Source organism: Paenibacillus sp. 2TAB19, from assembly GCF_052115185.1.
In the GTDB taxonomy this organism is placed as follows: Bacteria; Bacillota; Bacilli; order Paenibacillales; family Paenibacillaceae; genus Pristimantibacillus.
This window is the reverse complement of record NZ_JBFRGE010000048.1, coordinates 21,986-47,926: the sequence shown is the minus strand read 5'-3', so window position 1 is coordinate 47,926 and position 25,941 is coordinate 21,986. Positions and strand designations below refer to the sequence as shown.

The window sequence follows — 25,941 nt, the reverse complement described above, 5'->3', positions numbered from 1 at the left end:
GGGTCTGTCAATAATTTTGTGTAAACTCATTTATAAGGAACTCCCCCGAGGGGGAGTTGGCCTGTTAGCGTAGGTGCTGGCCGACTCGATCAGGGAAGAAAACGGAGAGTTGGAGCAGCATTTGTCCCCAGTTCTGAACACGACCGGTCCATTTGCGGACGACGTCCATGGTCGAGAGATAGAGCATTTTGAGTAGGGCTTCATCCGAAGGGAAGATGCTTTTACCCTTCGTGACTTTGCGGAGTTGGCGGTGGTAGCTCTCGATGATATTGGTTGTGTAGATCAGCTTCCGAATGTCTGGTGGGTATTTGAAGAAGGTCGCCAGTTCGTCCCAGTTATTGCGCCAGGAACGGACGATCAGTGGATACTTCGTACCCCAGATTTCCTCGAATCGATCAAGCTCTGCAAGAGCAGCATCTTCTGTGGCCGCCTTGTAGATCGGCTTTAGATCAGCCGTCACTTTCTTCAAGTCTTTGTAAGAGACGTAGCGAGTTGAATTACGAATTTGATGGATGATACACTTCTGAATTTCGGTCTGCGGATAGCATGCGGTAATGGCTTGCGAGAAGCCGGTCAGGTTGTCCACACAGGTGATGAGGATATCTTGTACCCCGCGATTCTTCAGCTCATTGAGTACGCTAAGCCAAAACTTCGAGGATTCGTTCTCACCGATCCACATGCCGAGTACGTCCTTGTTCCCATCCAGATCAATGCCGATGACCATGTAAGCTGCTTTGTTCACAATGGCACCATCTTGCTTCACCTTAAAGTGAATGGCATCGAGAAAGACAACCGCATACACGCCTTGCAACGGTCGGTTCTGCCACTCTTTAATAAGCGGTACGATTTTGTTGGTCACGTTGGAAATGAGCGTTGGCGAGACGTCGATGCCGTAAAGGTTAGCCAGATGATCCTGAATATCTCGTGTGCTTACACCCTTTGCGTAAAGCGCTACGATTTGGTCTTCAATGCCCGTTACGTTGGATTGGTGCTTCTTGATGACGAGYGGTTCGAACTCGCCTTGACGGTCGCGTGGAACAGCGATTTCTTGTTCACCATACTCGCTCATGACCGTTTTACGACTCTTGCCATTACGGCTGTTCGTTGTCTGCTTGTTCTTGACATCATGCTTGTCGTAGCCCAGATGCGTGTCGATCTCCGCTTCTAGCATTTCTTGAATGGTCTCTGCAAAAAGATCTTTAAGCGCATTTTGCGCATCCTGTGCCGTCACCAATTTGTTCTCCTTGATGAACTGACGCAGTTGCTCTTTTGTCCATAATCCCATGTGCTCTCCCAACCTTTCATCTACTTCCATTTTAGTAGGTTTAGGAGTTTACACAAACTATTTTACAGACTCCGCTGTAATGATTAACCCTTTGATTTTCAACTGTAAACCATGCCCCGTCACCTCTACTCTTTTTCCATAATTGTGGTTATGGAGAAATTGGTTCGCTCTCACTCAGCGTGTGGTTTGAAGCGGGCAAATTAAAAAAACAAGGTACCGATCACTATCTTCTAGTAAAACTTTTAAAGGTTTTAAGCTGTTTCAAAGCTTTAAAAGGTCGCTCCTGATTTACACAAATGCTAATATCTTTTCGTATCGTCGAATATAATTAGTCTCATGCTGGGAGGAAGCCATCATCCTGTACAGCAACCTTTTTTCTCTCTATATAGCTATGGCGAACTATGTGAATAACACACGCACCGCAAAATTTAATACATAACCCTATTATCAGCGAATGCGGCTAGAGATGAACAAGAAAGCGAACGAACCGTAAACGAAAGCCATCCCTTCACAGGATGGCTTTCGTTATTTGTCTTCTTTATGCCAGCTTAGTCAACGTACTTTTTGAACTCAGTCAAATCGTCTTTGGCACTTTCCCTTTTTTTCTTCATAATATCATCTATGTTGAGGTACTCTTCATATTCAGACTTGACACCTAGTTCTTTATCCAGCTTAGCTAAATGGTGTTTAGTCTTAGCATTTTTAATGTCCAATGCAATTGCACCAAGTGAAATCATCAATTTTGAAACTTCAATCGCCAAGTCCCCATCTACTTCTGCAAAATGGTCAACAGCGTCAAAGCCCATATCAATAACCGCTTGCTCAATTTCGATTTCTTCATTTTTTGCATTCGCTGCGTCTGGTAAATCATTAGCTACCTTTAGGAAATCAATCAGAATATCCGCATCTTCTGTTGTTACTTTGTCAGCGTATTCAGGTTTAATCTTGTAATCAAAAGCTACGCCACTTGACGAGCAAGCTGCTATTGAGAGACACAAGATAATTGTTAATAATGCCGTTAGTTGTTTATGTTTCATTCTTCAAACTCCCTTAACATGATGTTTTTATTAGCACTTGCTCACCTTTTCACAAGCTTCGAGATAATCATTCATTAGATCAGTTTCTTTCTTTAGCTGGTTAATCTCCTTATCAAGTTCCTTGATTCTAGCCTTCCGTTTATCACTTTCTGATTCACAAGCTGTTACCAGTAGAATCAAACAGAGACAAGTAAAGCCAAGTATGTAGTTCTTTATTCTCACAAACARCACCACTCTAGTTGTATAGTCATATACCAACTTATAGTATCGTATATATACGATGTTTTCAATAAAACTTCTGGTATGAACTCCTTTGAATGTTGTTACTCCTTCCATACGCTTGTATGGAAGGGAAGTGAAACTAAATGTCATCTGACTTTCTACGATTAATAGGAGAACGTATCAGAACGTTACGCAAAGAAAAAGGCTACACCCAAGAGTTTTTATCGGAAAAATCTGGAATTCACGTTACATATATTTCAGATATTGAGCGCGGTGAACGAAACATCTCAATGGAAACGCTGGAAAAAGTGATTAACGCTTTGGAAGTGAATCCAGTCGAGGTATTTAGAATTGAGGGTATAGAAGGCATTGAGGAGCGGACTGATAAACAAGAATTGATTGAAGCACTTGACTCATTATTGTCTGGAAGGAAGATTGAGGAAGTGAAATTGGTACTTCGTCTTGCTAAAGATGTGCTTGGTACTTACGATAAATTATGATAATGAGTCACCCATTCGTAACGTCGAATGGGTGATTGTTACATTAAATGTGAAGAGATTCGATGAGGAATAGAGATTCCTGAATAGAATATTGAGTACGATATTGGATTGCCACTTCATACAGCTTTATATGTGAGATCATATGCCCGTTTAACCAAAGTACTATTTGTGCAAGATCGTTTGAGTCCGAACGAAATAATCGATGTATAACTTCCTTCTTCTCGAAAGAAGTATGCGCTGAGTTGTAAGCTGCCATGTATTCGTTATAGTTTATGAACGATTGATTGTCCTGTATATGCTTAATGAATTTATGGACAAGCAGAACCTTCGTTATTTCTCCTTCTTCCTCTTCCGTTTTGAGAATGAAATTATAGAACGAATACAACGATTCCTCATCAACGATGAATTTGAGTAAATTACGCAATAAGAAGCCTTTAAAGCCCATTACCATTAACTCGTCACTTATTGCGTCAACTATGATGTTATTGTTTATAGCGTTCATTCTTTCCTCCAATGATTTAGTAACTTGTCTTAGTCTTCATTTCTTGAACTACTGCTGGAAGCAGCCATTCAGTAAACAATCTCTCTCCACTCTCAGACGTTCAATTTCAACTTGTATAGCCTTCCTACGCTCTGAATGAGTATCTTTTCCGATATGTTCTAAAGCAAGTTTAGAATGCCTCCTTGTCAGTACTACGAGCCTTTGTGCTGTCACATCATCATCCATAGCCAACCACAGATTCGTTCTCGTTGTCATGGCTACTACCTCACTTCCCCTCAATTTTACGAAGGCGTTTCTTCTGAGGAAGTAACCTATTTACAGRAGAAGCCAATGAATGTTGCTCTTTCACATCACTATTCGTTAATCTGACATACCTCTTCGTCATGGTCATGTCCACATGTCCCAGCATCGTTTGTAGTGCAAAAGCATTACCTTTTCCACGCAGAAACATAATAGAGAAAGCATGACGTAGTGCATATGGATGGAAGCGGGTGCCAAGCTTCTTACAATACATTTCAATTCTGTCTCCCCAAGTATGTCGATTTAGCGGTTTACCTTCATTTGTACAAAAGAGAGGTGAACCCTTCCATTCTTCTGGTCGAACAGAAAGCAGCTCATCAATGGCTTTAGCTGTTTGTGGCATTATATGAAGGGTTCTCGACATTCTAGTTTTAGCTTTATCCGCATCAACTGTAACCTCACATGCACGACTATTATAATCGGACAACATTAGGCTGAATGCTTCTTTTGGTCGAATACCATTGTCCAAGAATAGTAACAACAGGGCAAAATCACGTAGACCAGCATACGTGTTTTGATCGGGCAGTTGAAGCAAATCTGTTAGCACACTTTCATCAATATGAACTACTCTTCCTTCATCCTTACGTTTCTTAAAACCCTCCAAGGGATTGTCAGATAATACCCTCTGTTCCACACACCATTTAAAGAAGGTACGTAAATAGACCAAACGATTGTTATATGTCGCTGGTTTAATATTTTCTTGTCCTAAATGTTCATATAAGGACTTTTCGAGTTTCTCAAAAGACTCTATTGCATTAGGAAAGCGTTTCATGAGTAGGTTGTAGTGCGTAGTGTAATCAAGAATGGTTTGTTCACTAAGATTGTTCGCTTTCTTCCAATTGATAAACTGGACGAAAGCTTCTTCCATTGTAGACGGTGCTGATTTCTTAATCTTTGTTAAACGCATTGACAACGAAAAAACCTCCTTCGATCGCATCTGATTTTGTCAGATACTGCAAAGGAGGTTTTATCAGCTTTCAGAAAGTCCTGTGTACTTGTTTTAAACACACAGGACTATCTTATTTGATACAAGTATGTACTTCGTGAAAACCATTGACTCATCAAGGCTTTCTGGTATGCCGAGGACGGGAATCGAACCCGTACGGTGGTCACCCACCGCAGGATTTTAAGTCCTGTGCGTCTGCCAGTTCCGCCACCCCGGCATGTGTGTAAAAAAAGCTTGCAAATGGTGGGCCCTGAGGGACTCGAACCCCCGACCAATCGGTTATGAGCCGACCGCTCTAACCAACTGAGCTAAGGGCCCTCGAAAAACGCCGGTTGACGTTGAGATCGAAAGGTTCGTTGCGGGGGCAGGATTTGAACCTGCGGCCTTCGGGTTATGAGCCCGACGAGCTACCGGGCTGCTCCACCCCGCGACGTAATTCCATTTGTTAAAAAGCTTTTTTTGAAATGGCGACATCAATTAATATACTATATATGCATATTTCAAGTCAAGCAAATTATTCTAATTTTCTTCAGATTTCTTTCTAGCCGATCCCGTATTATGGCAAGAACCTTACTCCGTACCGTCCTTTGCGCGATTTGAATACTTCAACCTCACGCGGACATTCGTAGCCGTATACCCACCAATCGTTCTCCATCCTCCTTACGAGGCATCCCGCTTGGAATTTAGTCTCGTACAAACGCACCCAGTATACCCACCTCATATTGATCCCTCCTGCTKATCGCGATCTCCTGCGTTTTTCTATTCTGCAACGTGCTTGTAGCCATAGAATACCCCAAAATCGGAAATTCTTATCTTTTCATGCATTCGGGTATACTTGAATCATAAGATCTTTTCAGGAGGCTGGTGGACATGAAATATGGCATTGCGGTTTTTCCCGATAAAAAGGTGCAGGAAGCTGCCGATCGATTACGAATTAGACATGACCCTCATTATTCGCTGATCCCCGCCCATCTGACTGTTCGTGAGGCTGAATCGTGGAGTGATGAGAAGCTGGCTGCAGCGATCGCTCATCTGGAAGCTGTATCAACCGCCCTATCACCCTTTACGATTGCTTTCAATCGGGTATCCTCCTTCTTCCCGGTCAGTCATGTGCTGTATATGGCGCTGGAAGACCCTTCACCGATGGTTCAGTTGCATCAACAGGTTTGCACCGGTCCGCTCGCGTTGGAAGAGCAGCGTTACGTCTACACGCCTCATTTGACGTTAGCCCAGCAACTGACAGCCGATGAGCTGTACGATCTATACGGCAATTGGCGAATGAACAAGGTGAACCTCACCTCCACGATCGAGAAGCTGACCTTATTACAGCAATCAGACAAAGGGACATGGAAACAATTACGAGCCTTCGACCTCAAAAAAACATAAAGAGAAGCCTGCACACGACGCAAAGTCGGATGCAGGCTTCTCTACTTTCTTATTATTGCTTAACCCATGGGCATAGGCCGAGAGATGCCGCCGTCACCCATGCCGCCGGTAGGATCGGTCTTCAGCTTCTCAAGCGTAGCATTGCCGCGCGTCTCCCACTCGGCGAGTGCTTCCTTAACCGTCTTCTCTTCGGTAAGCACTTGTTGGAACAATTCGTATCCAGGTGACTGGGCTTCCCAAATGCCCGGTTTCTCGCGGTAAATCTTCTCCTGATCGGAGCTTACAGGAGGAAGCGGTTTAAGCGTCGTGAATGCATCCATGTTGTACTGCAAACCGCCGATCGGCGTCAAGAACTCTTTGCGCGCAACCATTTCGTACAAGCTTCTCGATTTCAGCTTCGCCCATTCCTTGCCGTTCGTGAACTTAATGAAATCCCAAGCGCCATCCGGATTTTGCGCTTTCGCGTTAATGCCCATTAGCGAGCTCAAGTAGATGTTGCCGCCTACGTCAGGGTTGCCAGGGAACGTAGGAACCGTAACGACATCCCAATCAACCGGAGTGTAGTCTTTGACCTTCGCCGCGTTATCCGAAGCTTTCTTCAGTTCGTTAATATAGTAGTACTCGCCAATCGTCATTGCGACTCTGCCTTTGATGAACAGATCGCCATAGAATGGATCGTTGCCGCCTTCTGCGCTAATCTTTTCATTCATTTGTTGAACGAATTCTTGCGTTGGAACGATCTTCTCTTTATAAAGATCCGCTACCGTCTGCCATACTTCCGCCCATTGATCGCTGTTAACGAGCATTTTCTCTGCTTTATCGTCCCACATTTTCAATTGAAGCGCGTTAGCATACGTTTGCGTGTCGCTAAAGCCGTCATTCGACCAACGGTTGAACGAGAAGCCGAAGTTGCGGTCTTCGCCTTCGCCTTTTGCTACTTGACGAGCAAGCGACAAGATTTCGGACCATTGCATTTTATCGGTTGGAGGCGTAACGCCAGCATCTGTGAATAGCTTCTTATTATAGAAAAGTGCCGAAGAACTGAATGTTGGCGTCAGTGCGTAAATATTGCTGTCGCCTGCCGCTTTGATGCCGTCAATAACGGTCGGAACATAATCCGTTAGATCGAATTTGTCCTGTTGAATGAGCGGATCAAGCTGTTGGAGCAGATTATCCTGCGTCATACGGCGGAGCAGGTTGTAGTCGAAGATCATGACGTCAACCGGATTCTGGCCAGTCAGCAGTTCTTTCACTTTCTCATACGTATCCGGTTGTTCCGTAACAGGTTTCGAAGAATCCTGCGATTCAAAACGCTGATCATCATAATTGATCGCGCCGACGATCTCGAACGTTACGTTCGGATTCATCATCTCGAACATATCCGTATATTGCTGGCGCATATAAGGCTCATTGTCCGAGCCGCCATACATGACACCAATTCGCAGCACTGATTTCTCCGCAGACTTATCGGAAGATCCACTGCATCCAACCAAGACGCCGCCGAGCAAAACAAGCGACATACTAACTCCAACCACTTTACGCAAAGGCAATTTTGCTAACTTATTCATTCGATTTAACCCCCCAATGATTTAGGCGGAGTAATAATAATCCGCTCTCCGTCAAACTCCATCGTTGCTTTGTCTTTAATGTTGAGCGCCGTCAAATATTCTTTTGGCACTTGCAAACGTCCGACACGGTCTACAACGACATACGCTTCATGTACCGTCTGCAGCCCGCTTGCTGCCGGAAGCTCTGCCTCACCTCCACCTAGAGTAATGTTCGGATTGCGTTTAATGAATTCGGTACTCGTAAGACCATCACGGATGGCGACGACACGGTCCACCTTGCCGGCTAGCGTCAAGTCATGCGTTACGATGACGACCGTAATGCCAATCTCTCGATTGAGCCGCTGGAATATGCCCATGATCATATCGGAGGTTGCCGTATCTACCGAGCCTGTCGGCTCATCGGCCAACAGCAGCTTCGGGCGGTTAGACAACGAGATGGCTATAGCCACCCGCTGTTGCTCGCCCCCTGAGAGCTGATGCAGCTTGTTATGCATACGATCCTTGAGCCCTACCCAATCAAGCAGTTGCTTCGCGTAGGCGCGATCGACTTTGCCCGAGAGCATCATCGGCATTTCAACGTTCTCTAGTGCGGATAAGTAGGGCAGCAGATTGCGGGCATTATTTTGCCAAATGAAACCAACCGTCTCACGCTTGTATTGCACGGTTTCTTCTTCCGTAATCTTAAGCAGATCCCATGGCCCTACCTTCACTTGGCCGGCGGAGGGGCGGTCAAGGCCGCCCAATATGTTCAGCAATGTTGACTTGCCGCTGCCGCTGTTGCCGATAATCGCCATCAGCTCTCCATCTTCCACCTTCAGGTTCAACCCTTGAAGCGCGACGACCTCGAGATCGTCTGTTTTGTAAATCTTGACAAGTCCTTCGCAATCGATCATCGCTTAACGCTCCTCTCCCATTTTGACCGCTTGATGCACTCTCAGTCTGCGGATATGGAGGAACAGCAGCAAAGCGCCGATCAACATCATGAATCCGACGACAAAATAGAGCTGATTCGTATCGTCCGAGTTGAAAATAACCCGGAACGGCGGAACCGTTTCTGCAACGTTCTCGGTTGTTTGCAGGAAAGGCAGGAAGAGCAAGCTGACCGACTTGCCTATTAGAACACCTAGCCCAATCGCTAGACCTGCCGTAAAGATTTGCTCGAGCAGCAGCATTCCCGTCAATTGCTTGCGCGACAGCCCCATTGCGCGAAGTACGCCGAATTGAACGGCACGGCCTGATAAGTTGAAGAACCAATATAAGACGTAACCAGCGAGCGTAATGATGACGGAGACCAGGAAGCCTAAGCTTAATATCCCGAATACGCCGCCTCTAGTAGGAAGCTTCGATTGAGAGATGAGCTCTGTGCGCACATCCTTAACCGACGCGAGTCCAACGCCTGCTTGCTGAAGTGATTCAATAATGGGCGCAACCTTCGCGTCCGGCTTCATCTTCAGCCATACCTCATAAGGGATAAGAGGTAATTGATCGTAAATATAATCCAAATTGGCAATTACAAAAGGCGATTTGTCYGGATATTGCGTCGGCCAATACGGTATTATACCGGCTACTGTAAATTCCAGCATCCCGTCCGTAAAGCCAACGGATACGATATCGCCGAGTTTCAGCTGATATTGCTCGGCTACGCCGGATGGAATAAGCGCCCCGTGCTCGTATTTGCCTAAGTTGTTCAAGTACTGGAACGGATGCGCTGGGAACAGATCATCACGGAACCAAGCAACTTTAGAGAAATCAACGTTGTCAATGCCCATTACGGTGCCTTGACCAACCGATTTGCCCGAAATAACGATATTGCCTTTGGTCTGCATGACTCGAGCGGCAGCTTCTACACCCTCCAGCTTGCGAAACAGCTCGAACGGAGGTTCGCTATACAGCGTACGAGTCGGTGTCGTTTGTCCGCCACCGCCACCGCCACCGCCTCCACCGTTTCCGCCGCCTCCATTGCCTCCTCCGTTACCTCCACCGCCAGAGCCCCCGCCATTACCGCCGCCGTTATTTCCTCCCGACGTCGTAATTTCGGTCGTACCTTCCCATACGGTCTGAATAATGACATCCGAGCCGTATTTATAAAGCGTACGCTCCGTCGAATTGAGATCAATCGTTCTGGCCGCCGAAGCATTATATACACCTAGCCCTAGCGTAAGAACGAGTAAAATCATAAGCGGATAATAACCTTTGGATGAACGAGACAGCTGTGTCAGCGTCAAGTAAATCGGTACGGGCAAGAACTTGCGTCCTAGCCAGTTGAACAGCTTAAGCAGCCAAGGAAACAGCCTCAAGCAGAATAGTCCAAGTGCGAATATGGCTAGCGCCGGCACGAAGAACAGGAACGGCTGAACATTAAGCTGATCCGTTGTCATACCGGTCTGGAACGTCAGCATTTGACGTTCATTGAATAGATACCAGCCGTAACCGGCTAGACCAAGCAGCAGTACATCAAGGAACCATCGCTGCCATCCCGGCTGACGATCGGAGCGCGCAAGCTGCTGCTTGTAGTTAACGATAGAGGCGCGGGCATAAATAACGGCCGGTATAACTGTCGCCAATATCGCAATAAGCACTGCCGCAGCGCCGGCGATAATCGCCTCTGTCGAGAAACCTACCGGAATCGACTTACGGCTAACGAAGGATAAGAATCCGTTCGCCGAGCCGATACTCTTCGCCATGAACCAGCCGATGAATGGACCGGCAGCGAGCGAGAGACCTCCGAGAATAAGTCCTTCAAGCAGGTAGATCCATATAATCTGCCTCGTTCCCGCTCCGCGGCTGCGAAGCACCGCAATATCGCTCCGTTGCTTGTCGAGCGATTGTCGAGCATTCATCGCGATGAAGAAAAAGACCATCGCAAGCATCGGCGCAGCAAGCGTGAACAGCAAAGTCTGAAGCTGCAAGCTCTGCTTCTTGAATTCAGTCAGCGTGGAGGCAAAGGAAATATCGACCCTTGTATCCTTCAATCGCTGGTAGAGCTCTATATTCAATCGATCCAGCGTCCGACCTAGCGGCGAGAGCTGACTCGTCTGAATCTCCGATAGATTGAAAGCATAATACCAGCTTGCATTATGAAGCGGAATACCGTGCTTCTCAAGCAGCGTCTTCGTGAACGCCTGCTCACTGATTTGGAACGTATTCAGCAAGCCTTCCAAGCCTTGATACCAGTAAGGGTCTGTATCGAGCAGCGGCTTAACCGCCCCTACGATCTTAACCCGCAGCGTCAGGTCTAGACCGCCGTATACCGGATATTCGAATACATCTCCGATATGTACATCATTGCGATACATCGCTTCCTCGAGCATGACGGCCTCAAGGATCTCGCCGTCGCCCTCGCTATTCGTGAACCATCTGCCCTGCGTCAGCTCGGTCTTCGACTCAAGCTCCGACATCGTCATTATCGTAAGCTGGCGATTACGTCCCGCATCCACCTTCGTGGGATCCTCAGGTACGACGTCGCCGCTTCGAATCGAATAGCCGGTTACGTACGTGCCGAACGGAAATCCAATCTCCTTCGGCACATCCTCGGTAATATAACGTTTCAGCTCCGATAACGCCGCTAAATCCGTTTTTCCGCCTGAGGGTGATTGATACCGCATGAGCAGCGATCCGGCAGGAAGGCCAGAGCTCTTCTCCTGCAGCGAATCAGCAACAACTCGCTTAAGCGCGCCGTCCGCGTACATCGGTATACTGGTCGCAAACGCGACCGCCAAGGTCAGCCCCGCCAGCGTGCTTAACGTAAGCCAGCGCGTGTTCCACATTTTGCGGAACAAAAAACGAAACAACGGAATCCCCATCGGCTATCGACCTACAACTTTCTGCCCCGGCGTAAGACCTTGCAGAATCTCGATCTGCGTAGCCGTCTGCTGTCCTACCTCGACGTCCACTTCACGCTTTCCTTCAGCATCGACAACTTGCACATAGGTGCGCGAACCGATTGAACGAAGGGCAGAAGGAGGAATAACGATCGCGTTTTCCGTCCGATGCGTAATAATACTGATCGACAGCGGTGCGCCGCGATTAAGCCCTTTAGGCAGATCAGCTACACTCACGATCAAGAAGTCTTCGGGCCGCTCGGGCTTCGTCTCCCCCGGTTGACCGCCGCCGTTGTTATTTTCTTCGGCTTTTACTGGAAGCGTCTTTACTTTGCCTTTGAAATTGCCGATGCTGTTCATGTTAACGACCGCTTCCATGCCCGGCGCCACTTTCTCCAGTTCCGTCTTGGACAGCTTCGCTGCCGGCGTCATTAGCGCCGTATCCGCTACGATGGCAATCGGCGCATACGCTTTAATCAGATCACCTTTCTGAACATTCAAGGTCACGATTGTTCCGCCGAATGGAGCAACGAGCGTCGCTTTCGCGATCTCCTCTTCCATATCGACGAGCTTCTGCCTCTTCTCCTCGAATGCGATCTGACGCTCTTCGAAATCCGTAGGATCCATCTCATCGCGCGTGCGAAGCAATTCCTTCATTGCGATTTCTTCCTTCTTGAAGCTTAAACGCTCCAGCCGAAGCGACTTCGTCAGCTCATCAACGTCAAGCTCGCCAATGACTTGACCCGCCTTCACCGTATCCCCGGCCTTAATATACAGTTCTTTCAGGTTTTTACCATCCAAAGTAAAAAATAAGGTCTCTTCCTTCAAAGAAATAAGCTTGCCAATGACCTGCACCTTTGTTTCCAAAGTAGCTGTTGTCACCTCGTACTCCGGTTTCTTGGAAATTTGAGGCGGCGCGATTTCCGGCAGCACCTCTTCTTCCGGCTCCTTCGGCAGCAGCGAGCATCCGCTCGCAAAAACTAGAGATACACTCATTAAAGCAATGACGGACCGCTTAAATAAACTTACCGTCAACCATTTCGTAGACATGGTCGGCAACCTCCAAAATCGTAGGATCATGTGTAGTCATACATATCGTGACTTGTTCAGTGCGAATAATGTTTTGAAAGACGGCCATAATTTGCGCGGACATTCCGGAATCAAGCTCTGCCGTCGGTTCATCAGCCAGCAGAAGCATCGGCTTGTGAGCAATAGCCTTCGCTATGGCTACGCGCTGCTGCTCGCCGCCTGACAGCTCGAACGGCCTATGGTGCATACGCTTCTCCAGACCGACCAGCTCCAGGCACTGGGCTACACGTTCCTTCCACTCCGCACGAGGCGTTCCAGCCATCCGAAGCGACAGTTCAACGTTCTCCCAAGCCGACAAGAGGGGCATAAGCGCGAAAGCTTGGAATATAAATCCCATATGCTTGCGTCGTACGAGCGTGCGTTCATTATCACTCATGCGATGGAACGGCATCCCGTTAAACCATATTTCACCCGAGCTCGGCTGATCGAGACCGCCAAGACTATTGAGTAGCGTCGTTTTGCCAGAGCCTGAGCGGCCCCTAAGCATGACAAGCTCACGTTCCTTGAGCTCCATGTTGATCCCCTTCAATACGCGTAGCGGCGCACCTCCAACTAGAAACTCACGCTCCACCTGGCTCACGGTCAGCAGTTTCCTCGGTTCGTCGCTTGGTGCGGACTGCTGCTCTACTTCTCGTTCTACTTCCTTAGAAATTGCCATTTGCGCTACTCATACCTCCCCCTTGTAAGTCTAAACCCCATGCATAAAAACCATGAAAACGATTGGTAAGACTTTCATAATTCTCATCTTACATGATAGACGTAGGACGTGCTCAAAAAGTTACGACTTTTTTCGGGTAAGTTTTTATAACTTTTCAATATGAAAAAAAGAGCTGCATCCAGCGGCATATGCTGCTCGCCAAAACAACTCTTCCTTCCAATACTACAGCTTAAATTTGCTTACACCATTGTTCAAAATATTCACAAGCCCCGAGAGCTGCTCGGCTGTAGAAGCAATATTCTCAACCAATGCCAGCTGCTCCTCCGTGGCTGCCGCCACTTGCTCGGTTTTCGTCATATTCATGGAAGCTGTTGCAGCGGCCTGCTCCATGGATGCGTTCACCTGCTGAGAGCTCGCCGACATTTGTTCCGTTATAGCAGAGTTCTCGTGCAGTTGTTCCGTCATCTGACTAATGGCATCTACGATAACTTCCAGGCTTTGGCGAATATCCGTTACCCGTTCAGCGCCGGCACCGAAGCATTCTTTCGTTTGGGCCATATAGGTCGATGCACCGTCGATCTCCGCGCGAGTGACGGATACGAGCTGATGAATACCGTCAGCCGATTCCAACGAGCTAGCTGCCAGCTTACGAATTTCCGAGGCGACAACCGCGAACCCTTTGCCATGCTCACCCGCACGCGCTGCTTCAATCGAAGCATTTAGCGACAAAATATTCGTTTGGTTGGAGAAAGACGTAATGTTTTCGGCAATCGCGCCGATCTGTTTCGAACGATTCTCTAACGAGACGATCGTTCCAGACAAATTCTCGATCGCTGTCTTGATTGATTGCATCTGTTCGATTAAACGTTCAAGCGCGTTTTTACTCTGATCAACCTGCTGGGAAGTCGACGTCGAATGCTCCGCAAGCGATGCTGTATTCTCGGCTATCCGTTGTATGCCGATCGTCATTTCTTCTATTGCTTTGGACGTTTCCTCGGAACCGCGGGCTTGGATCTCCGAACCGTTCGCTACCTCTTGAATGTTGAGCGCGACATGATTCGCTGCATCCTCCGATTCTTTGGACGCCGTCGTAAGATGCGCAGAAGATTCGGTCACTTCTTTCGCGTGATCGACAATACCTCCAATAAGCCGCTGCAACATGCCTATCATCTGATCAACTGATTGATTGATATCGCCCAACTCATCCTTGCTATACTTCGCGTCTGCTTTTACTGTCAAGTCAAATTCCGTAACTCTTCTCGTCTTCGATACGACGTTGTTGACCGTTCTCATAATCTTCCGAACGGTAATGAAGACCATAATGATCGATATGATCGTCACAACTATGATCCCGATGAAGGTAGTGAGTAAGCTAGTTTCGAGCTCTTCATCCATTTCGGTAATGTTGATTTCYGCATATTTCTCAACATTTTGTCCGATCTCATCAATGCCCGTACGACTCGCGAGGAATCCGTTATCGACCTCATCATTATGAATTTGGTTGACATTGTTCGCAGCCGATTCCGTCACTAGCTTGGACCATGCGCCGAAGTTGACCGCGAGTTCCTTGGACAATTCGTCAACCGAACGACCGCTGTCCCCGTATGTATAGCTCCCAACTCCTGTATCTGCCAGCTTCAGTTTCGCTTCCGTCAATCGATCGCTCGCTTGCTTCAGATTTCCGGAAATCTCTTCGCTCGCCGTTTTTTTATCCGCTTCGTCAAGCGATCCCGATTCCAATCGCAAGTATGCTGTATACGCTTGATACATATCTCTGTCGGCGTTAAGAATTAGCCTATCCACATTGCTCGCCGTATCATAAATTTCAAGCTTCATTTCTTCAAAACTCTTTTTTTGCTGGTCAAGTAAAAAAATGCTCGTGAATACGTAAAGCACAAGAGGCACAGCTGCCAGCAACGCAAGCCTCGCGAGTACAGTAAATCTCATTATTATTCCCGCCCCTTCTCTATTCGAATAAACCTACTTCCTTATTTATCGGGGAGAAACGTCGATTTCAAGAGGGCTTCGACAAAAAATTGTAAATTTATTTTGTTATTTTATCTCTATCCACAGTATTGGAGTCACACAAAAAAAACACGCCGGCTTGCGGCGTGTTCATCCTTGTATTTCACAGCATATGGTTACTTGCCGAACGATTGCGGATCATTGCGCCACGCTTGCAGCGCATCTACATCGGTCTCGTCAACTTTGCCGACATCGACAGCTGCTTGAATTAGCGCGCTATAGTTGGACAATGTTTGCAGCGGCACGTTCTCAGCTGCGAAGGCTTGTACGGCCGATTCGAATTGGTAAGTAAAGATAGCAAGCACTGACTGTACTTCAGCTCCTGCTTCACGAACAGCAAGCGCTGCTTTCAGCGAGCTTCCGCCTGTGGAAATAAGATCCTCGATAACGACAACTTTTTGACCAGGCACGATACGGCCTTCGATTTGGTTTTGCTTGCCGTGACCTTTCGCTTTATCGCGAATGTAGGCCATCGGCAGGTTCAGCTTTTGCGCTACCCATGCCGCGTGCGGAATGCCTGCAGTCGACGTACCCGCAATAACCTCGGTGTCCGGGTATAGCTCGCGTATAAGAGTTGCGAAGCCTTCTGCGATCAGATCACGGATCTCAGGGTAACTCATTGTGAGACGATTGTCGCAATAGATTGGCGACTTGATGCCTGAAGTCCATGTGAATGGATCGTTCGGACGAAGTGCTACCGCCTCAATCGCAAGCAAGCTCTTTGCGATCGTCTGCGGCAATTCCGTTAATGTTACTTTACTCATAAGCTACCAGCTCCTCAATGATGGATTCAAGCGCAGCGCGCGGTGACGGCGCTGCTGTAATCGGGCGTCCGATGACCATATAGTCAGTACCTTGACGTAGCGCCTCGCTTGGCGTCATAATGCGCGATTGATCGTTCACGTCAGCGCCGATAGGACGAATGCCTGGCGTAACAGTCTTGAACGAAGCGCCGCATGCAGCCTTGATCGCTTCCACTTCGGAAGGGGAAGCGAYAACGCCATCAAGTCCCGACGCTTTCGTCAGCTTCGCGTAACGAAGCACAGCCTCCTCGACCGTTCCAGCTATGCCGATCTGTTCGTTCAGTGTAGTTTGGTTCGTGCTTGTTAGTTGCGTAACCGCAATAACGGTCGGCTTACTCATGCCGCTGCCAAGCGCCGCGTCGACGCCTTCCAGCGCTGCCTCCATCATCGCCCCGCCGCCAGCTGCGTGGACATTGAACATATCTACGCCAAGCTTCGTTACGCTGTTTGCTCCGCCTTTTACCGTATTCGGTATATCATGCATCTTTACGTCAAGGAAGACGTAATATCCGCGCTTCTTCAAGCTCTCTACGAAGGACGGCCCAGCCGCGTAGAATAGTTGCATGCCTACCTTCATGTAACAAGGAATGCCTTGCAGCTCTGCGATCAACTTCTCTGCCGCAGCAGCTTCGGGATAGTCGAGCGCTACCATAATGCGGCCAGCCGCCTGCTCTCTTGTCAGCTTCATTGTAATCATCCTTCCTATTCTTAGAGCTTACATGTGCATAATAAACGGCCATACGCACGGATCTAGCAAGCCTTAGGGGGAAGATGACCCATCCTCCCCAGCCTGCCAAAAATCCGTTAACGCTGGCCGTGCTTATGTGCCCTGCTTAAGGGCTAGTTGGTTTAAGGCAATTACTTCTGCAGAACCGGCATAGCATGCGACGAGAAGTTGATTGTCTCAAGCATGCGAAGCAATGCGCGGACCGTATCGAGCGACGTCATGCAGACGACGCCGTTCTCTACCGCTTCGCGGCGGATACGGAAGCCATCGCGCTCAGGTGTCTTGCCTTTCGTAAGCGTGTTGACTACGAAGTGCGCATGGCCTTCGCGAATGAGGTCGAGAATGTTCGGCGAACCTTCGCTCAGCTTGTTCACATGCGTTACGACAAGGCCTGCTTCTTCAAGCGCCGTTGCCGTACCGCCTGTTGCGTAGATTTTGTAGCCGATATTATAGAAGCCGCGCAGCAATTCTGTTGCTTCTTCTTTGTCCTTGTCCGCTACCGTTGCAATGATCGCGCCGGAAGTAGGGATTTTCATGCCTGCGCCGATAAGCCCTTTGAAGAGCGCCTTCGCATATTGCACATCGCGGCCCATAACCTCGCCTGTCGACTTCATCTCTGGTGTCAATGTAGGGTCAACGCGGCGAAGCTTCGCGAAGGAGAACACCGGCACTTTAACCGATACGTAATCGTCCTCAGGCCACAGACCGTCCGTGTAACCAAGATCAGCCAGCTTCGTGCCCATGATTGCTTTAGTAGCCAGGTTAGCCATTGGCAGGTTGGTCACTTTGCTTAGGAACGGAACCGTACGCGACGAACGCGGATTAACTTCGATTACATACACTTTATCTTGATGAATAACGAACTGGATGTTTACAAGTCCAATGACTTTAAACTCTTTGGCAATCTTAATCGTAATGTCGATAATTTGCTGTTTGATGTCATCCGACAACGATTGCGGAGGGTATACCGCGATCGAGTCACCGGAGTGAACCCCTGCGCGCTCTACATGCTCCATAATGCCCGGGATCAGAACGGTCTCGCCGTCGCAGATCGCGTCAACTTCGGCTTCCTTGCCCAGCATGTAACGGTCGATCAGTACCGGATGCTCTGGATTGATCTTAACGGCTACTTCCATGTAGCTGAGAAGCTCTTCATCGGAGTATACGATCTCCATCGCGCGTCCGCCAAGTACGTAGGACGGGCGAACAAGTACCGGATAACCGAGCTTCTGCGCAGTTACTACAGCTTCGTCTACCGAAGTTACCGTGCTGCCTTCAGGCTGAGCGATATCTAGCTTGCGAAGCAGCGCTTCGAACTTCTTACGGTCTTCCGCAGCATCGATGCTCTCCAGGCTGGAGCCCAGAATGCGAATCCCTGCTTTAACGAGCGGAGCCGCAAGGTTGATTGCAGTCTGACCGCCGAATTGAACGATAACGCCGATTGGCTTCTCTTGTTCAATGACGTTCATGACGTCTTCGAAGAACAGCGGCTCGAAGTACAGTCGGTCGGATGTACTGAAGTCTGTGGATACTGTCTCCGGATTGTTGTTGATAATGACTGCTTCGTAGCCAGCTTTCTGAATAGCCCATACAGCATGTACCGTCGAGTAGTCGAACTCGATGCCTTGGCCGATACGGATCGGACCAGAGCCGAGTACAAGCACCTTCTGCTTGGACGTTTCCGTTACTTCGTTCTCTACTTCATATGTCGAGTAGTAGTACGGCGTTGTAGCTTCGAATTCCGCCGCGCACGTATCTACCATTTTGTATACAGGCTTAAGGTTGTGCTGCAAACGGAATGCGCGAACGTCTTCTTCCGTCGTATGGCTGCCGTTCGGGAATCCTTCACGGCGAATTTCGGCAATGGAACGGTCCGTGAAGCCTTTGCGCTTCGCTTCATACAAAGTCGGGTACGAAAGCGTCGATTCGCTGCGCATACGATCCTCGAAGGMGACGATCGATTGGATTTTATCCAAGAACCACCAGTCAATGTTCGTAAGGTCTTGAATTTCTTGCAGAGCATAGCCGCGGCGGAATGCTTCCGCTACGAGGAACATACGCTCGTCGTCCGGCTTCGCCAGGCGCGTACGGAGTACGGATTCCTCAAGGGACGAAGCTTCCTTCAGGTGGATGCGATGTGCACCGATCTCAAGCGAACGAACCGCTTTGTGAATCGACTCTTCGAAAGTACGGCCGATGGCCATAACTTCGCCAGTCGCTTTCATTTGCGTGCCGAGCTTACGGTTCGCGTTAACGAACTTGTCGAACGGCCAGCGCGGAATTTTCGATACGATATAGTCGAGCGTTGGCTCGAAGCAAGCGTAGGTTTGACCGGTTACCGGGTTAACCAATTCGTCAAGCGTATAGCCTACTGCGATCTTAGCTGCCATCTTCGCGATCGGGTATCCTGTCGCTTTGGAAGCAAGCGCCGAGGAACGGCTTWCGCGCGGATTAACTTCGATGACATAATATTGATAGCTTTGCGGATCAAGCGCGAACTGTACRTTACAGCCGCCTTCGATGTTCAAAGCGCGAATGATCTTAAGCGATGCCGAGCGAAGCATTTGGTACTCGCGGTCGGACAGTGTTTGGCTTGGCGCTACGACGATACTATCGCCTGTGTGTACGCCAACCGGGTCGAAGTTCTCCATGTTGCACACAACGATACAGTTATCGTTGGCGTCGCGCATAACTTCGTATTCGACTTCTTTCATGCCTGCAATCGATTTCTCGATCAGACATTGGCTGATCGGGCTGTAACGAATACCCGATGCAACGATCTCGCGCAGCTCTTCTTCGTTCGCGCAGATGCCGCCGCCTGTTCCGCCCAGCGTGTAGGCAGGACGAACGATAATCGGATAACCGATCGAGTTAGCGAATGCAACCGCATCTTCTACTGTCGTAACGATGTCGCTGTCCGGTACAGGCTGTTCCAGCTCGCGCATCAAGTCACGGAACAAGTCGCGATCTTCCGCTTTCTCGATTGCTGTAAGCTGCGTGCCGAGCAGCTTCACGTTCTCGCGTTCGAGAACGCCGGCGCGTGCCAGCTCAACCGCCATGTTAAGGCCGGTCTGTCCGCCCAGTGTCGGCAGCAAGCCGTCAGGACGCTCTTGACGAATGATTTGGGATACAAAATCAAGCGTAATCGGTTCGATGTATACTTTGTCGGCCATGTTCGTGTCCGTCATGATCGTAGCCGGGTTGCTGTTAATAAGGACAACCTCATATCCTTCTTCTTTCAGCGCTTGGCAAGCTTGAGTACCTGCGTAGTCGAATTCCGCCGCTTGTCCGATGACGATCGGGCCGGAGCCGATTACGAGAATCTTTTTGAGTTCATTATTTTTGGGCATACTGAAGCTCTCCTTTCAACGTCTCCGATAACACAGCTTGACGGCGTTTTTGTGGGTTAGTTATTTTGTGCGTACGGATCATTTCCAGGAATTCATCGAACAGATAGCTGGAATCGAATGGACCTGGCGCCGCTTCCGGATGGTATTGCACCGAGAAAGCTGGGAAGGTGTTATGCTTCAAGCCTTCGATTGTCCGATCATTGTTGTTGATATGCGTAACAACTAGCGGCGTTCCTTGGATAGACTCTTCAAGAACGGTGTAGCCGTGGTTCTGCGATGTAATGTAGCAACGGTTCGTAGCAAGCTCTTTCACCGGGTGGTTGCCGCCGCGATGGCCGAATTTCAGCTTCGTTGTATCAGCGCCGCAAGCGAGTGCGAACAATTGATGTCCAAGGCAGATGCCGAAGATCGGGAATTCGCCGAGCAGCTCGGAGATCATTTTAACCGCGTAAGGAACGTCTTTCGGATCCCCAGGGCCGTTCGATAATTGAATGCCGTCCGGAGCAAGGCGACGAATCTCGTCAGCCGTCGTGTTGTGCGGAACAACAACTACGTCGCAGCCGCGTTGCGTCAGCTCGCGCAGGATGCCGCTTTTCGCGCCGAAGTCAACAAGAACGATACGCTCGCGGTTGCCTGGGCTTGAAAACACGTTTTTCGTTGATGTGCGTGCTACTTGATCCGTCATCAGCTTCGACACATTCAGGCGTTCAGCCAGCTCTTCGATGCGCTCGTTGCCAGTCGTGATAAGGCCTTTCATTGTGCCGTAATGACGCAGCTTGCGAGTAAGCATCCGCGTGTCGATGTCGTGAATGCCTGGAATGCCGTATTCCTTGAGCAGCTGCCCAAGCGAATATTGCGCGCGCCAGTTGCTTGGCACCGGTTCATGGCGACGTACGACGAAGCCGTGGATGAAAGGACGAATCGACTCGAARTCGTCGCGCGTAATGCCATAGTTGCCGATGAGCGGATACGTCATCGTAACGATCTGTCCGCAGTACGAAGGATCGGACAATACCTCTTGGTAACCCGTAATTCCTGTATTAAAAACAACCTCGCCCGTCATTTGCGCTTCGGCGCCGAACGAAAGACCCGTAAACAATGTTCCGTCTTCCAACAATAATCTTGCTTGCATCCGTATTCACTCCTCAGGTGTTGAATCGTTCTATATGTTCTTGCTCGTTCTTCTTGACTACTGCCATTTAAGCTATTAGGTCAATGACGTGTTATTCAGCCCAAGCTACCTTGCCAGCTACAATCGTAGCTACCGGCCAGCCGCTAAGCCTCCAGCCTCCGAACGGTGTGTTGTTACTCTTCGAGGCGAAGGTGCTTGGATCAACCGCACGTTCGTTATCCAAATCGATAATGGTAATATCCGCAGGTGCGCCTTGCTCTAACCGTCCAGATTCCAGACCGAATACGCGGGCAGGGTCTGAAGTCATTCGTTGCAGCAGGAAACCAAGCGTCCACTTGCCTGTCTGTACGAATTTCGTGTAAAGCAGCGGGAACGCCGTCTCGAAGCCGACGATACCGAAAGGTGCGAGCTGCACAGGACGAGCTTTCTCTTCCGCGCTATGCGGCGCATGGTCGGTTACGACCATGTCGATCGTGCCGTCCTCAAGCGCTTCGATGACCGCTTGAACGTCTCTTGGCGTACGAAGCGGAGGATTCATTTTCCAGTTCGCATCGTCAACACCAGGAATATCTTCATCGGACAGGATCAAGTGATGCGGGCAAACCTCCGCTGTGACGCGAACGCCGATCGACTTCGCCAGTCTAATGAGCCGAACCGATTGCTCGGTGCTCACATGACAGACGTGATAGTGAACGCCCGTTGCTTCAGCAAGAAGCACGTCGCGGCCGACGTGGATCGCTTCGGACTCGTTCGGAATGCCTTTCAAGCCATGCTTGCGGGAGAACTCGCCTTCGGACGCCCAAGCGCCTTCGACAAGCGTATCGTCTTCGCAGTGCGCGATGATCGGCATGTTCATCGATTGCGCCAACGCCATTGCGTTCTTCATCATTTGAGCATTCTGTACGCCTACGCCGTCATCCGTAAAGCCGATTGCGCCGGCTTCCTTAAGCGCTGCGAAATCCGTCAGCTCGCGACCAAGCTCGTTCTTCGTAATCGAAGCGTATGGAAGCACATTAACGACGCCTTCCTGCTTCGCTTTGTTCGTAATGTATTTCACCGTTTCCGGCGTATCTGTAACTGGGCGAGTGTTCGGCATGCAGGCGATCGTTGTGAAGCCGCCTTTCGCTGCTGAACGTGTACCCGTTGCGATATCTTCTTTGTATTCGAAGCCTGGATCGCGAAGATGGACGTGCATATCGATCAGACCTGCCGATACGAGCTTGCCCTTCGCGTCGATTACTTCCGCGCTGCCTGTATCGGGAGCCTCGGCTCCGTCAACGATCTGTTGGATCTTGCCGTTCTCAACCTTCACATGCTTTGTTTCCAAACTGCCCGAAGCTTCATTCCATATGCTGCCGTTAATAATCCACAATGACATTGCTAGATCCACCCTCCGGTTTAATTGGCCTTCTTGCCTGCTCTAGGTTAGCTAAGTGCGCGTTCTACGACGGCCATTCGAATCGGAACACCGTTCTCCATTTGCGGGAAAATACGGGATTGCGGATGTTCAACTAATTCATCATCAATTTCTACGTTTCGGTTAATCGGCGCCGGATGCATAATAATCGCATGCTCGGCAAGCTTAGCTGCTCTCTCGACCGTTAAGCCGTATTGCTCCCTGTAACTCTCAGCGGAATTCAACATCCCGCTCTCATGACGCTCAAGCTGAACTCTCAGCATCATGACGACATCGGATTTCAGCGCTTCGTCGATGGATACGTAAGGCGCATCGAGGTCAGGCGCTTGCATATTCGCCGGTGCGCAGAAGCGAACATTCGCTCCGAACTTCTGCAGCGCCCAGAGATTGGAGCGGGCAACGCGGCTATGCTGGACATCTCCTACGATGGCAATGTTCAACCCGTTCAAGTTGCCGAATTGCTTGCGCATCGTGTACATGTCGAGCAGCGCTTGTGTAGGATGTTCGTTATTGCCGTCTCCCGCATTAATGAGCGGCACTTTGATTTTCGTTGCTATGTCAGCCAGCACGCCGATCGGCTTCAGGCGAATGATGCCTGCGTCAATCCCCATCGACTCCAGCGTGCGAACCGTATCATAGATCGATTCGCCCTTCTGTACGCTCGATACGGCGGCAGAGAAGTTAAGTACTTCCGCGCCCAATCTCTTCTCGGCAACTTCGAACGAGAATCTCGTTCTTGTGCTGTTCTCGAAGAACATGTTAGCCGCGAACTTTCCTTGCATCGCGTTATGAACTTTATTCGGGTGATGCTCCCAATAAGCTGCGCGATCGAGTATGGACTCGATCTCATCTTTGCTGAGCTCTTTCAAACCGAGCAAACTGCGTTGTTTAAGCTTCGTCATCGTCATCCGGCTTGCCCCCTCTGATGAATTATTATGACTTGATCGGACGAATCAACTTCGGTCAGCGACACTTCGATTTGCTCTTGCTTCGAGGTTGGGACGTTTTTGCCTACAAAATCAGGTCTGATCGGCAGTTCTCGATGCCCACGATCCACTAGAACCGCGAGCTGAATGCTTTGCGGCCTCCCGCAATCCATAAGCGCGTCCATGGCCGCTCGAATCGTTCTTCCCGTGTAAAGCACATCGTCGAACAATATGATCCGCTTATCCTGAACGTCGATCGGCAGCACTTCGGTATCGCCGATCCCTGCAGCGACTTCTATATCCGAAGTCAGCACTGCTTTGGAGCGATCGTCGCGGTAGCGGGTAATATCAAGTTCGCTTACCGGCAGCGGCTTACCCTCGATTTCCTTGATTCGATCCGCAATCCTTCGAGCCAAGTAGATGCCTCTCGTCCTTATGCCTACAATGATGCAGTTGTCGATCCCTTTGTTTTTCTCCACGATCTCGTGAGCAATCCGCGTCAATGCCCGGCGAATTGCCGTTTCATCCATGATGATTAAGTGCTCTTCTTCCGCCACTTCCGCGCCGCCTCCCTGATCCGTCAATCAAGCCTTGTTTCTTGCTGCCCTGGCAAAACAAAAGCTCCTTGCGTATATTCGCAAGGAGCTTTGTGATCAGTCGTCAAAAGATAGAGGGTCATGCCCTGAGCGCCCTCGTCACAGAGGGCGCTGTCATGGGATGTCCTACCGTTATCTGTTGATCGGCCTGTTATTCACGCTACCTTGCCAGCCTCTCGGGACTGAGTTAAAGGTACTGCCGTTTATCAAAAGAATTATCCCACGTTCGACAAAACTTGTCAAGCGATGTTGGACTATTTCCGTTGATAAATAGTGTGCTTCTAACCCGCACGACTATGCAAGAGCAGCGTTTCCTATTACAGGCTTAACTTACGGATACGATCGACTGCTTTTTCTGTATTTTCACGGCTGCCGAATGCTGTAAGACGGAAGTAGCCTTGACCGCTTTGGCCGAAGCCTACACCTGGCGTACCCACGATGTTCGCTTCGGAAAGCAGCTTGTCGAAGAAGGACCAGGAATCCATGCCGCCCGGCGTCTTGAGCCAAATGTACGGAGCGTTAACGCCGCCGAACACTTCCAACCCGATCGAAGCAAGGCCGTCACGGATAATGCCCGCGTTCGTCATGTAGTAATCGACAAGCGCTTTGATTTGCTCCTTGCCCTCTTCCGAATAGATCGCAGCAGCGCCGCGTTGCGTAACGTACGATACACCGTTGAACTTCGTCGTGTGACGACGATTCCACAGATCGTTAATGAGCACTTCGTTGCCTGCTGCGTCGAGGCCTTTCAGTTCACGAGGCACAACCGTGTACGCGCAGCGTACGCCTGTGAAGCCAGCTGTCTTCGAGAAGCTGCGGAATTCGATTGCTACTTCCTTAGCGCCTTCAATTTCATAAATGCTGTGCGGAACGTCCTCTTCTTGGATGAACGCTTCGTATGCCGAATCGTAAAGGATGATGCAGTTGTTCGCTTTCGCGTAGTCAACCCAGACTTTAAGCTCTTCCTTCGTCAGCGTCATGCCTGTCGGGTTATTCGGATAGCACAGGTAAATGATGTCTACCTTGCGGTCAGGCAAGCTTGGCTTGAAGTTGTTCTCGGATGTGCATTCCAGGTAAGCGATATTCTCATAACGCTTCGTCTCTTGGTTGTACTTGCCGGAGCGGCCAGCCATAACGTTCGTATCAACGTATACCGGATATACAGGGTCTTGTACGGCAACAATGCTGTTGTCGCTAAAGATTTCCTGAATGTTGCCCACGTCGCATTTCGAGCCATCGCTAACGAACACTTCGTTCGTAGCAATGTCGATGCCGCGAGCTTTGTAGTCGTTCTCGATAATCGCATTAATAAGGAAATCATAACCTTGCTCTGGACCGTACCCGCGGAAAGAACCAGGGGCAGCAAGCTCGTCCACTGCGCTATGCATCGCTTTCAATACCGCGTCAGGCAAGCCGCGCGTAACGTCGCCAATGCCTAAGCTGATAATCTCAGCGTTCGGGTTTTCTTGAATGAATTTCGTACGGCGTTTTGCAATTTCGGAGAACAAGTAGCTGCCCTGCAGCTCCAAATAGTTCTGATTAATGGAAGTCATTGTATGGTGTCACCTATCCTTCATATTTTTAGCTCGATGATATCAATAGAATATCGTACTTCTTGCTATCAAATAATGAAGAATGTAGCGAAAAGTTT

Annotated in this window: 20 protein-coding genes and 3 tRNA genes; 2 read left to right on the top strand and 21 right to left on the bottom strand. The window is 49.3% G+C overall.

The genetic code is table 11. The annotated features are described in order from the left end of the window. Positions 1 to 64: 64 nt before the first annotated feature. Together AB4Z33_RS20430 and AB4Z33_RS20425 are read right to left on the bottom strand one after the other, a co-directional pair. On the bottom strand, positions 65 to 1,285 hold the full coding sequence (locus AB4Z33_RS20430; protein WP_442051649.1) for an IS256 family transposase: 1,221 nt from the start codon (positions 1,283 to 1,285) through the stop codon (positions 65 to 67). A gap of 548 nt (positions 1,286 to 1,833) precedes the next feature. Beyond that, positions 1,834 to 2,322, bottom strand: a complete 489-nt coding sequence (locus tag AB4Z33_RS20425) for a hypothetical protein (protein ID WP_442051648.1) — start codon at positions 2,320 to 2,322, stop codon at positions 1,834 to 1,836. 365 nt (positions 2,323 to 2,687) lie between these two features. Between AB4Z33_RS20425 and AB4Z33_RS20420 the strand changes: the two genes are divergently transcribed. After that, entirely contained in the window at positions 2,688 to 3,044 is a 357-nt protein-coding gene (locus AB4Z33_RS20420) for a helix-turn-helix domain-containing protein (protein ID WP_442051647.1), read from the top strand. 767 nt (positions 3,045 to 3,811) lie between these two features. Here AB4Z33_RS20420 and AB4Z33_RS20415 read toward each other — a convergent pair. The 5 genes from AB4Z33_RS20415 to AB4Z33_RS20395 all read right to left on the bottom strand — a co-directional run bounded on the left by AB4Z33_RS20415 (position 3,812) and on the right by AB4Z33_RS20395 (position 5,513). Continuing rightward, on the bottom strand, positions 3,812 to 4,753 hold the full coding sequence (locus AB4Z33_RS20415; protein ID WP_442051654.1) for a site-specific integrase: 942 nt from the start codon (positions 4,751 to 4,753) through the stop codon (positions 3,812 to 3,814). 170 nt (positions 4,754 to 4,923) lie between these two features. Continuing rightward, positions 4,924 to 5,009, bottom strand: a tRNA-Leu gene (locus AB4Z33_RS20410). Positions 5,010 to 5,033: 24 nt separating this feature from the next. Beyond that, a tRNA-Ile gene (locus AB4Z33_RS20405) sits at positions 5,034 to 5,110 on the bottom strand. 38 nt (positions 5,111 to 5,148) lie between these two features. Continuing rightward, positions 5,149 to 5,222 (bottom strand) — tRNA-Met (locus AB4Z33_RS20400). Positions 5,223 to 5,348: 126 nt separating this feature from the next. Beyond that, entirely contained in the window at positions 5,349 to 5,513 is a 165-nt protein-coding gene (locus tag AB4Z33_RS20395; protein WP_337098657.1) for a hypothetical protein, read from the bottom strand. 149 nt (positions 5,514 to 5,662) lie between these two features. Between AB4Z33_RS20395 and AB4Z33_RS20390 the strand changes: the two genes are divergently transcribed. Continuing rightward, the gene (locus tag AB4Z33_RS20390; RefSeq protein ID WP_442051646.1) at positions 5,663 to 6,178 is read left to right on the top strand and encodes a 2'-5' RNA ligase family protein; all 516 of its coding nucleotides are present in this window, start codon (positions 5,663 to 5,665) and stop codon (positions 6,176 to 6,178) included. Positions 6,179 to 6,237: 59 nt separating this feature from the next. Here the strand turns inward: AB4Z33_RS20390 and AB4Z33_RS20385 are convergent, their stop codons facing one another. From AB4Z33_RS20385 to AB4Z33_RS20320, 14 genes are all read right to left on the bottom strand, one after another. After that, positions 6,238 to 7,746, bottom strand: coding sequence for an ABC transporter substrate-binding protein (locus AB4Z33_RS20385; RefSeq protein ID WP_442051645.1), 1,509 nt, complete (start codon positions 7,744 to 7,746; stop codon positions 6,238 to 6,240). A gap of 5 nt (positions 7,747 to 7,751) precedes the next feature. Then, a complete protein-coding gene (locus AB4Z33_RS20380; protein WP_442051644.1) occupies positions 7,752 to 8,639 on the bottom strand; it encodes an ABC transporter ATP-binding protein in 888 nt (295 codons plus the stop codon). A gap of 3 nt (positions 8,640 to 8,642) precedes the next feature. Then, complete coding sequence (locus tag AB4Z33_RS20375; protein ID WP_442051643.1) at positions 8,643 to 11,549, bottom strand: FtsX-like permease family protein; 2,907 nt, start codon at positions 11,547 to 11,549, stop codon at positions 8,643 to 8,645. Between the two features lie 3 nt (positions 11,550 to 11,552). Next, entirely contained in the window at positions 11,553 to 12,617 is a 1,065-nt protein-coding gene (locus AB4Z33_RS20370) for an efflux RND transporter periplasmic adaptor subunit (protein ID WP_442051642.1), read from the bottom strand. Then, positions 12,583 to 13,314 carry an ABC transporter ATP-binding protein gene (locus AB4Z33_RS20365; protein ID WP_442051641.1) on the bottom strand — a complete coding sequence of 244 codons (732 nt, stop codon included), beginning with the start codon at positions 13,312 to 13,314 and terminating at the stop codon, positions 12,583 to 12,585. Before AB4Z33_RS20365 ends, AB4Z33_RS20370 begins: the two co-directional genes overlap by 35 nt. 222 nt (positions 13,315 to 13,536) lie before the next feature. Then, the gene (locus tag AB4Z33_RS20360) at positions 13,537 to 15,261 is read right to left on the bottom strand and encodes a methyl-accepting chemotaxis protein (RefSeq protein WP_442051640.1); all 1,725 of its coding nucleotides are present in this window, start codon (positions 15,259 to 15,261) and stop codon (positions 13,537 to 13,539) included. 194 nt (positions 15,262 to 15,455) lie between these two features. Next, complete coding sequence (gene pyrE, locus AB4Z33_RS20355; RefSeq protein WP_442051639.1) at positions 15,456 to 16,103, bottom strand: orotate phosphoribosyltransferase; 648 nt, start codon at positions 16,101 to 16,103, stop codon at positions 15,456 to 15,458. Next, a complete protein-coding gene (pyrF, locus tag AB4Z33_RS20350) occupies positions 16,096 to 16,830 on the bottom strand; it encodes an orotidine-5'-phosphate decarboxylase (protein ID WP_442051638.1) in 735 nt (244 codons plus the stop codon). Before pyrF ends, pyrE begins: the two co-directional genes overlap by 8 nt. Before the next feature lie 170 nt (positions 16,831 to 17,000). Then, a complete protein-coding gene (carB, locus tag AB4Z33_RS20345) occupies positions 17,001 to 20,219 on the bottom strand; it encodes a carbamoyl-phosphate synthase large subunit (protein WP_442051637.1) in 3,219 nt (1,072 codons plus the stop codon). Next, positions 20,206 to 21,351, bottom strand: coding sequence for a glutamine-hydrolyzing carbamoyl-phosphate synthase small subunit (gene carA / locus AB4Z33_RS20340; RefSeq protein ID WP_442051636.1), 1,146 nt, complete (start codon positions 21,349 to 21,351; stop codon positions 20,206 to 20,208). Before carA ends, carB begins: the two co-directional genes overlap by 14 nt. A gap of 91 nt (positions 21,352 to 21,442) precedes the next feature. Further along, positions 21,443 to 22,729 (bottom strand): dihydroorotase, encoded by a 1,287-nt coding sequence (locus AB4Z33_RS20335; RefSeq protein WP_442051635.1) that lies wholly within the window; start codon positions 22,727 to 22,729, stop codon positions 21,443 to 21,445. Positions 22,730 to 22,776: 47 nt separating this feature from the next. Then, positions 22,777 to 23,676 (bottom strand): aspartate carbamoyltransferase catalytic subunit, encoded by a 900-nt coding sequence (locus tag AB4Z33_RS20330; protein ID WP_337098644.1) that lies wholly within the window; start codon positions 23,674 to 23,676, stop codon positions 22,777 to 22,779. After that, entirely contained in the window at positions 23,673 to 24,224 is a 552-nt protein-coding gene (gene pyrR, locus AB4Z33_RS20325) for a bifunctional pyr operon transcriptional regulator/uracil phosphoribosyltransferase PyrR (RefSeq protein WP_442051653.1), read from the bottom strand. Before pyrR ends, AB4Z33_RS20330 begins: the two co-directional genes overlap by 4 nt. A gap of 383 nt (positions 24,225 to 24,607) precedes the next feature. Continuing rightward, entirely contained in the window at positions 24,608 to 25,843 is a 1,236-nt protein-coding gene (locus AB4Z33_RS20320; protein ID WP_442051634.1) for an LL-diaminopimelate aminotransferase, read from the bottom strand. Positions 25,844 to 25,941 lie beyond the last annotated feature (98 nt).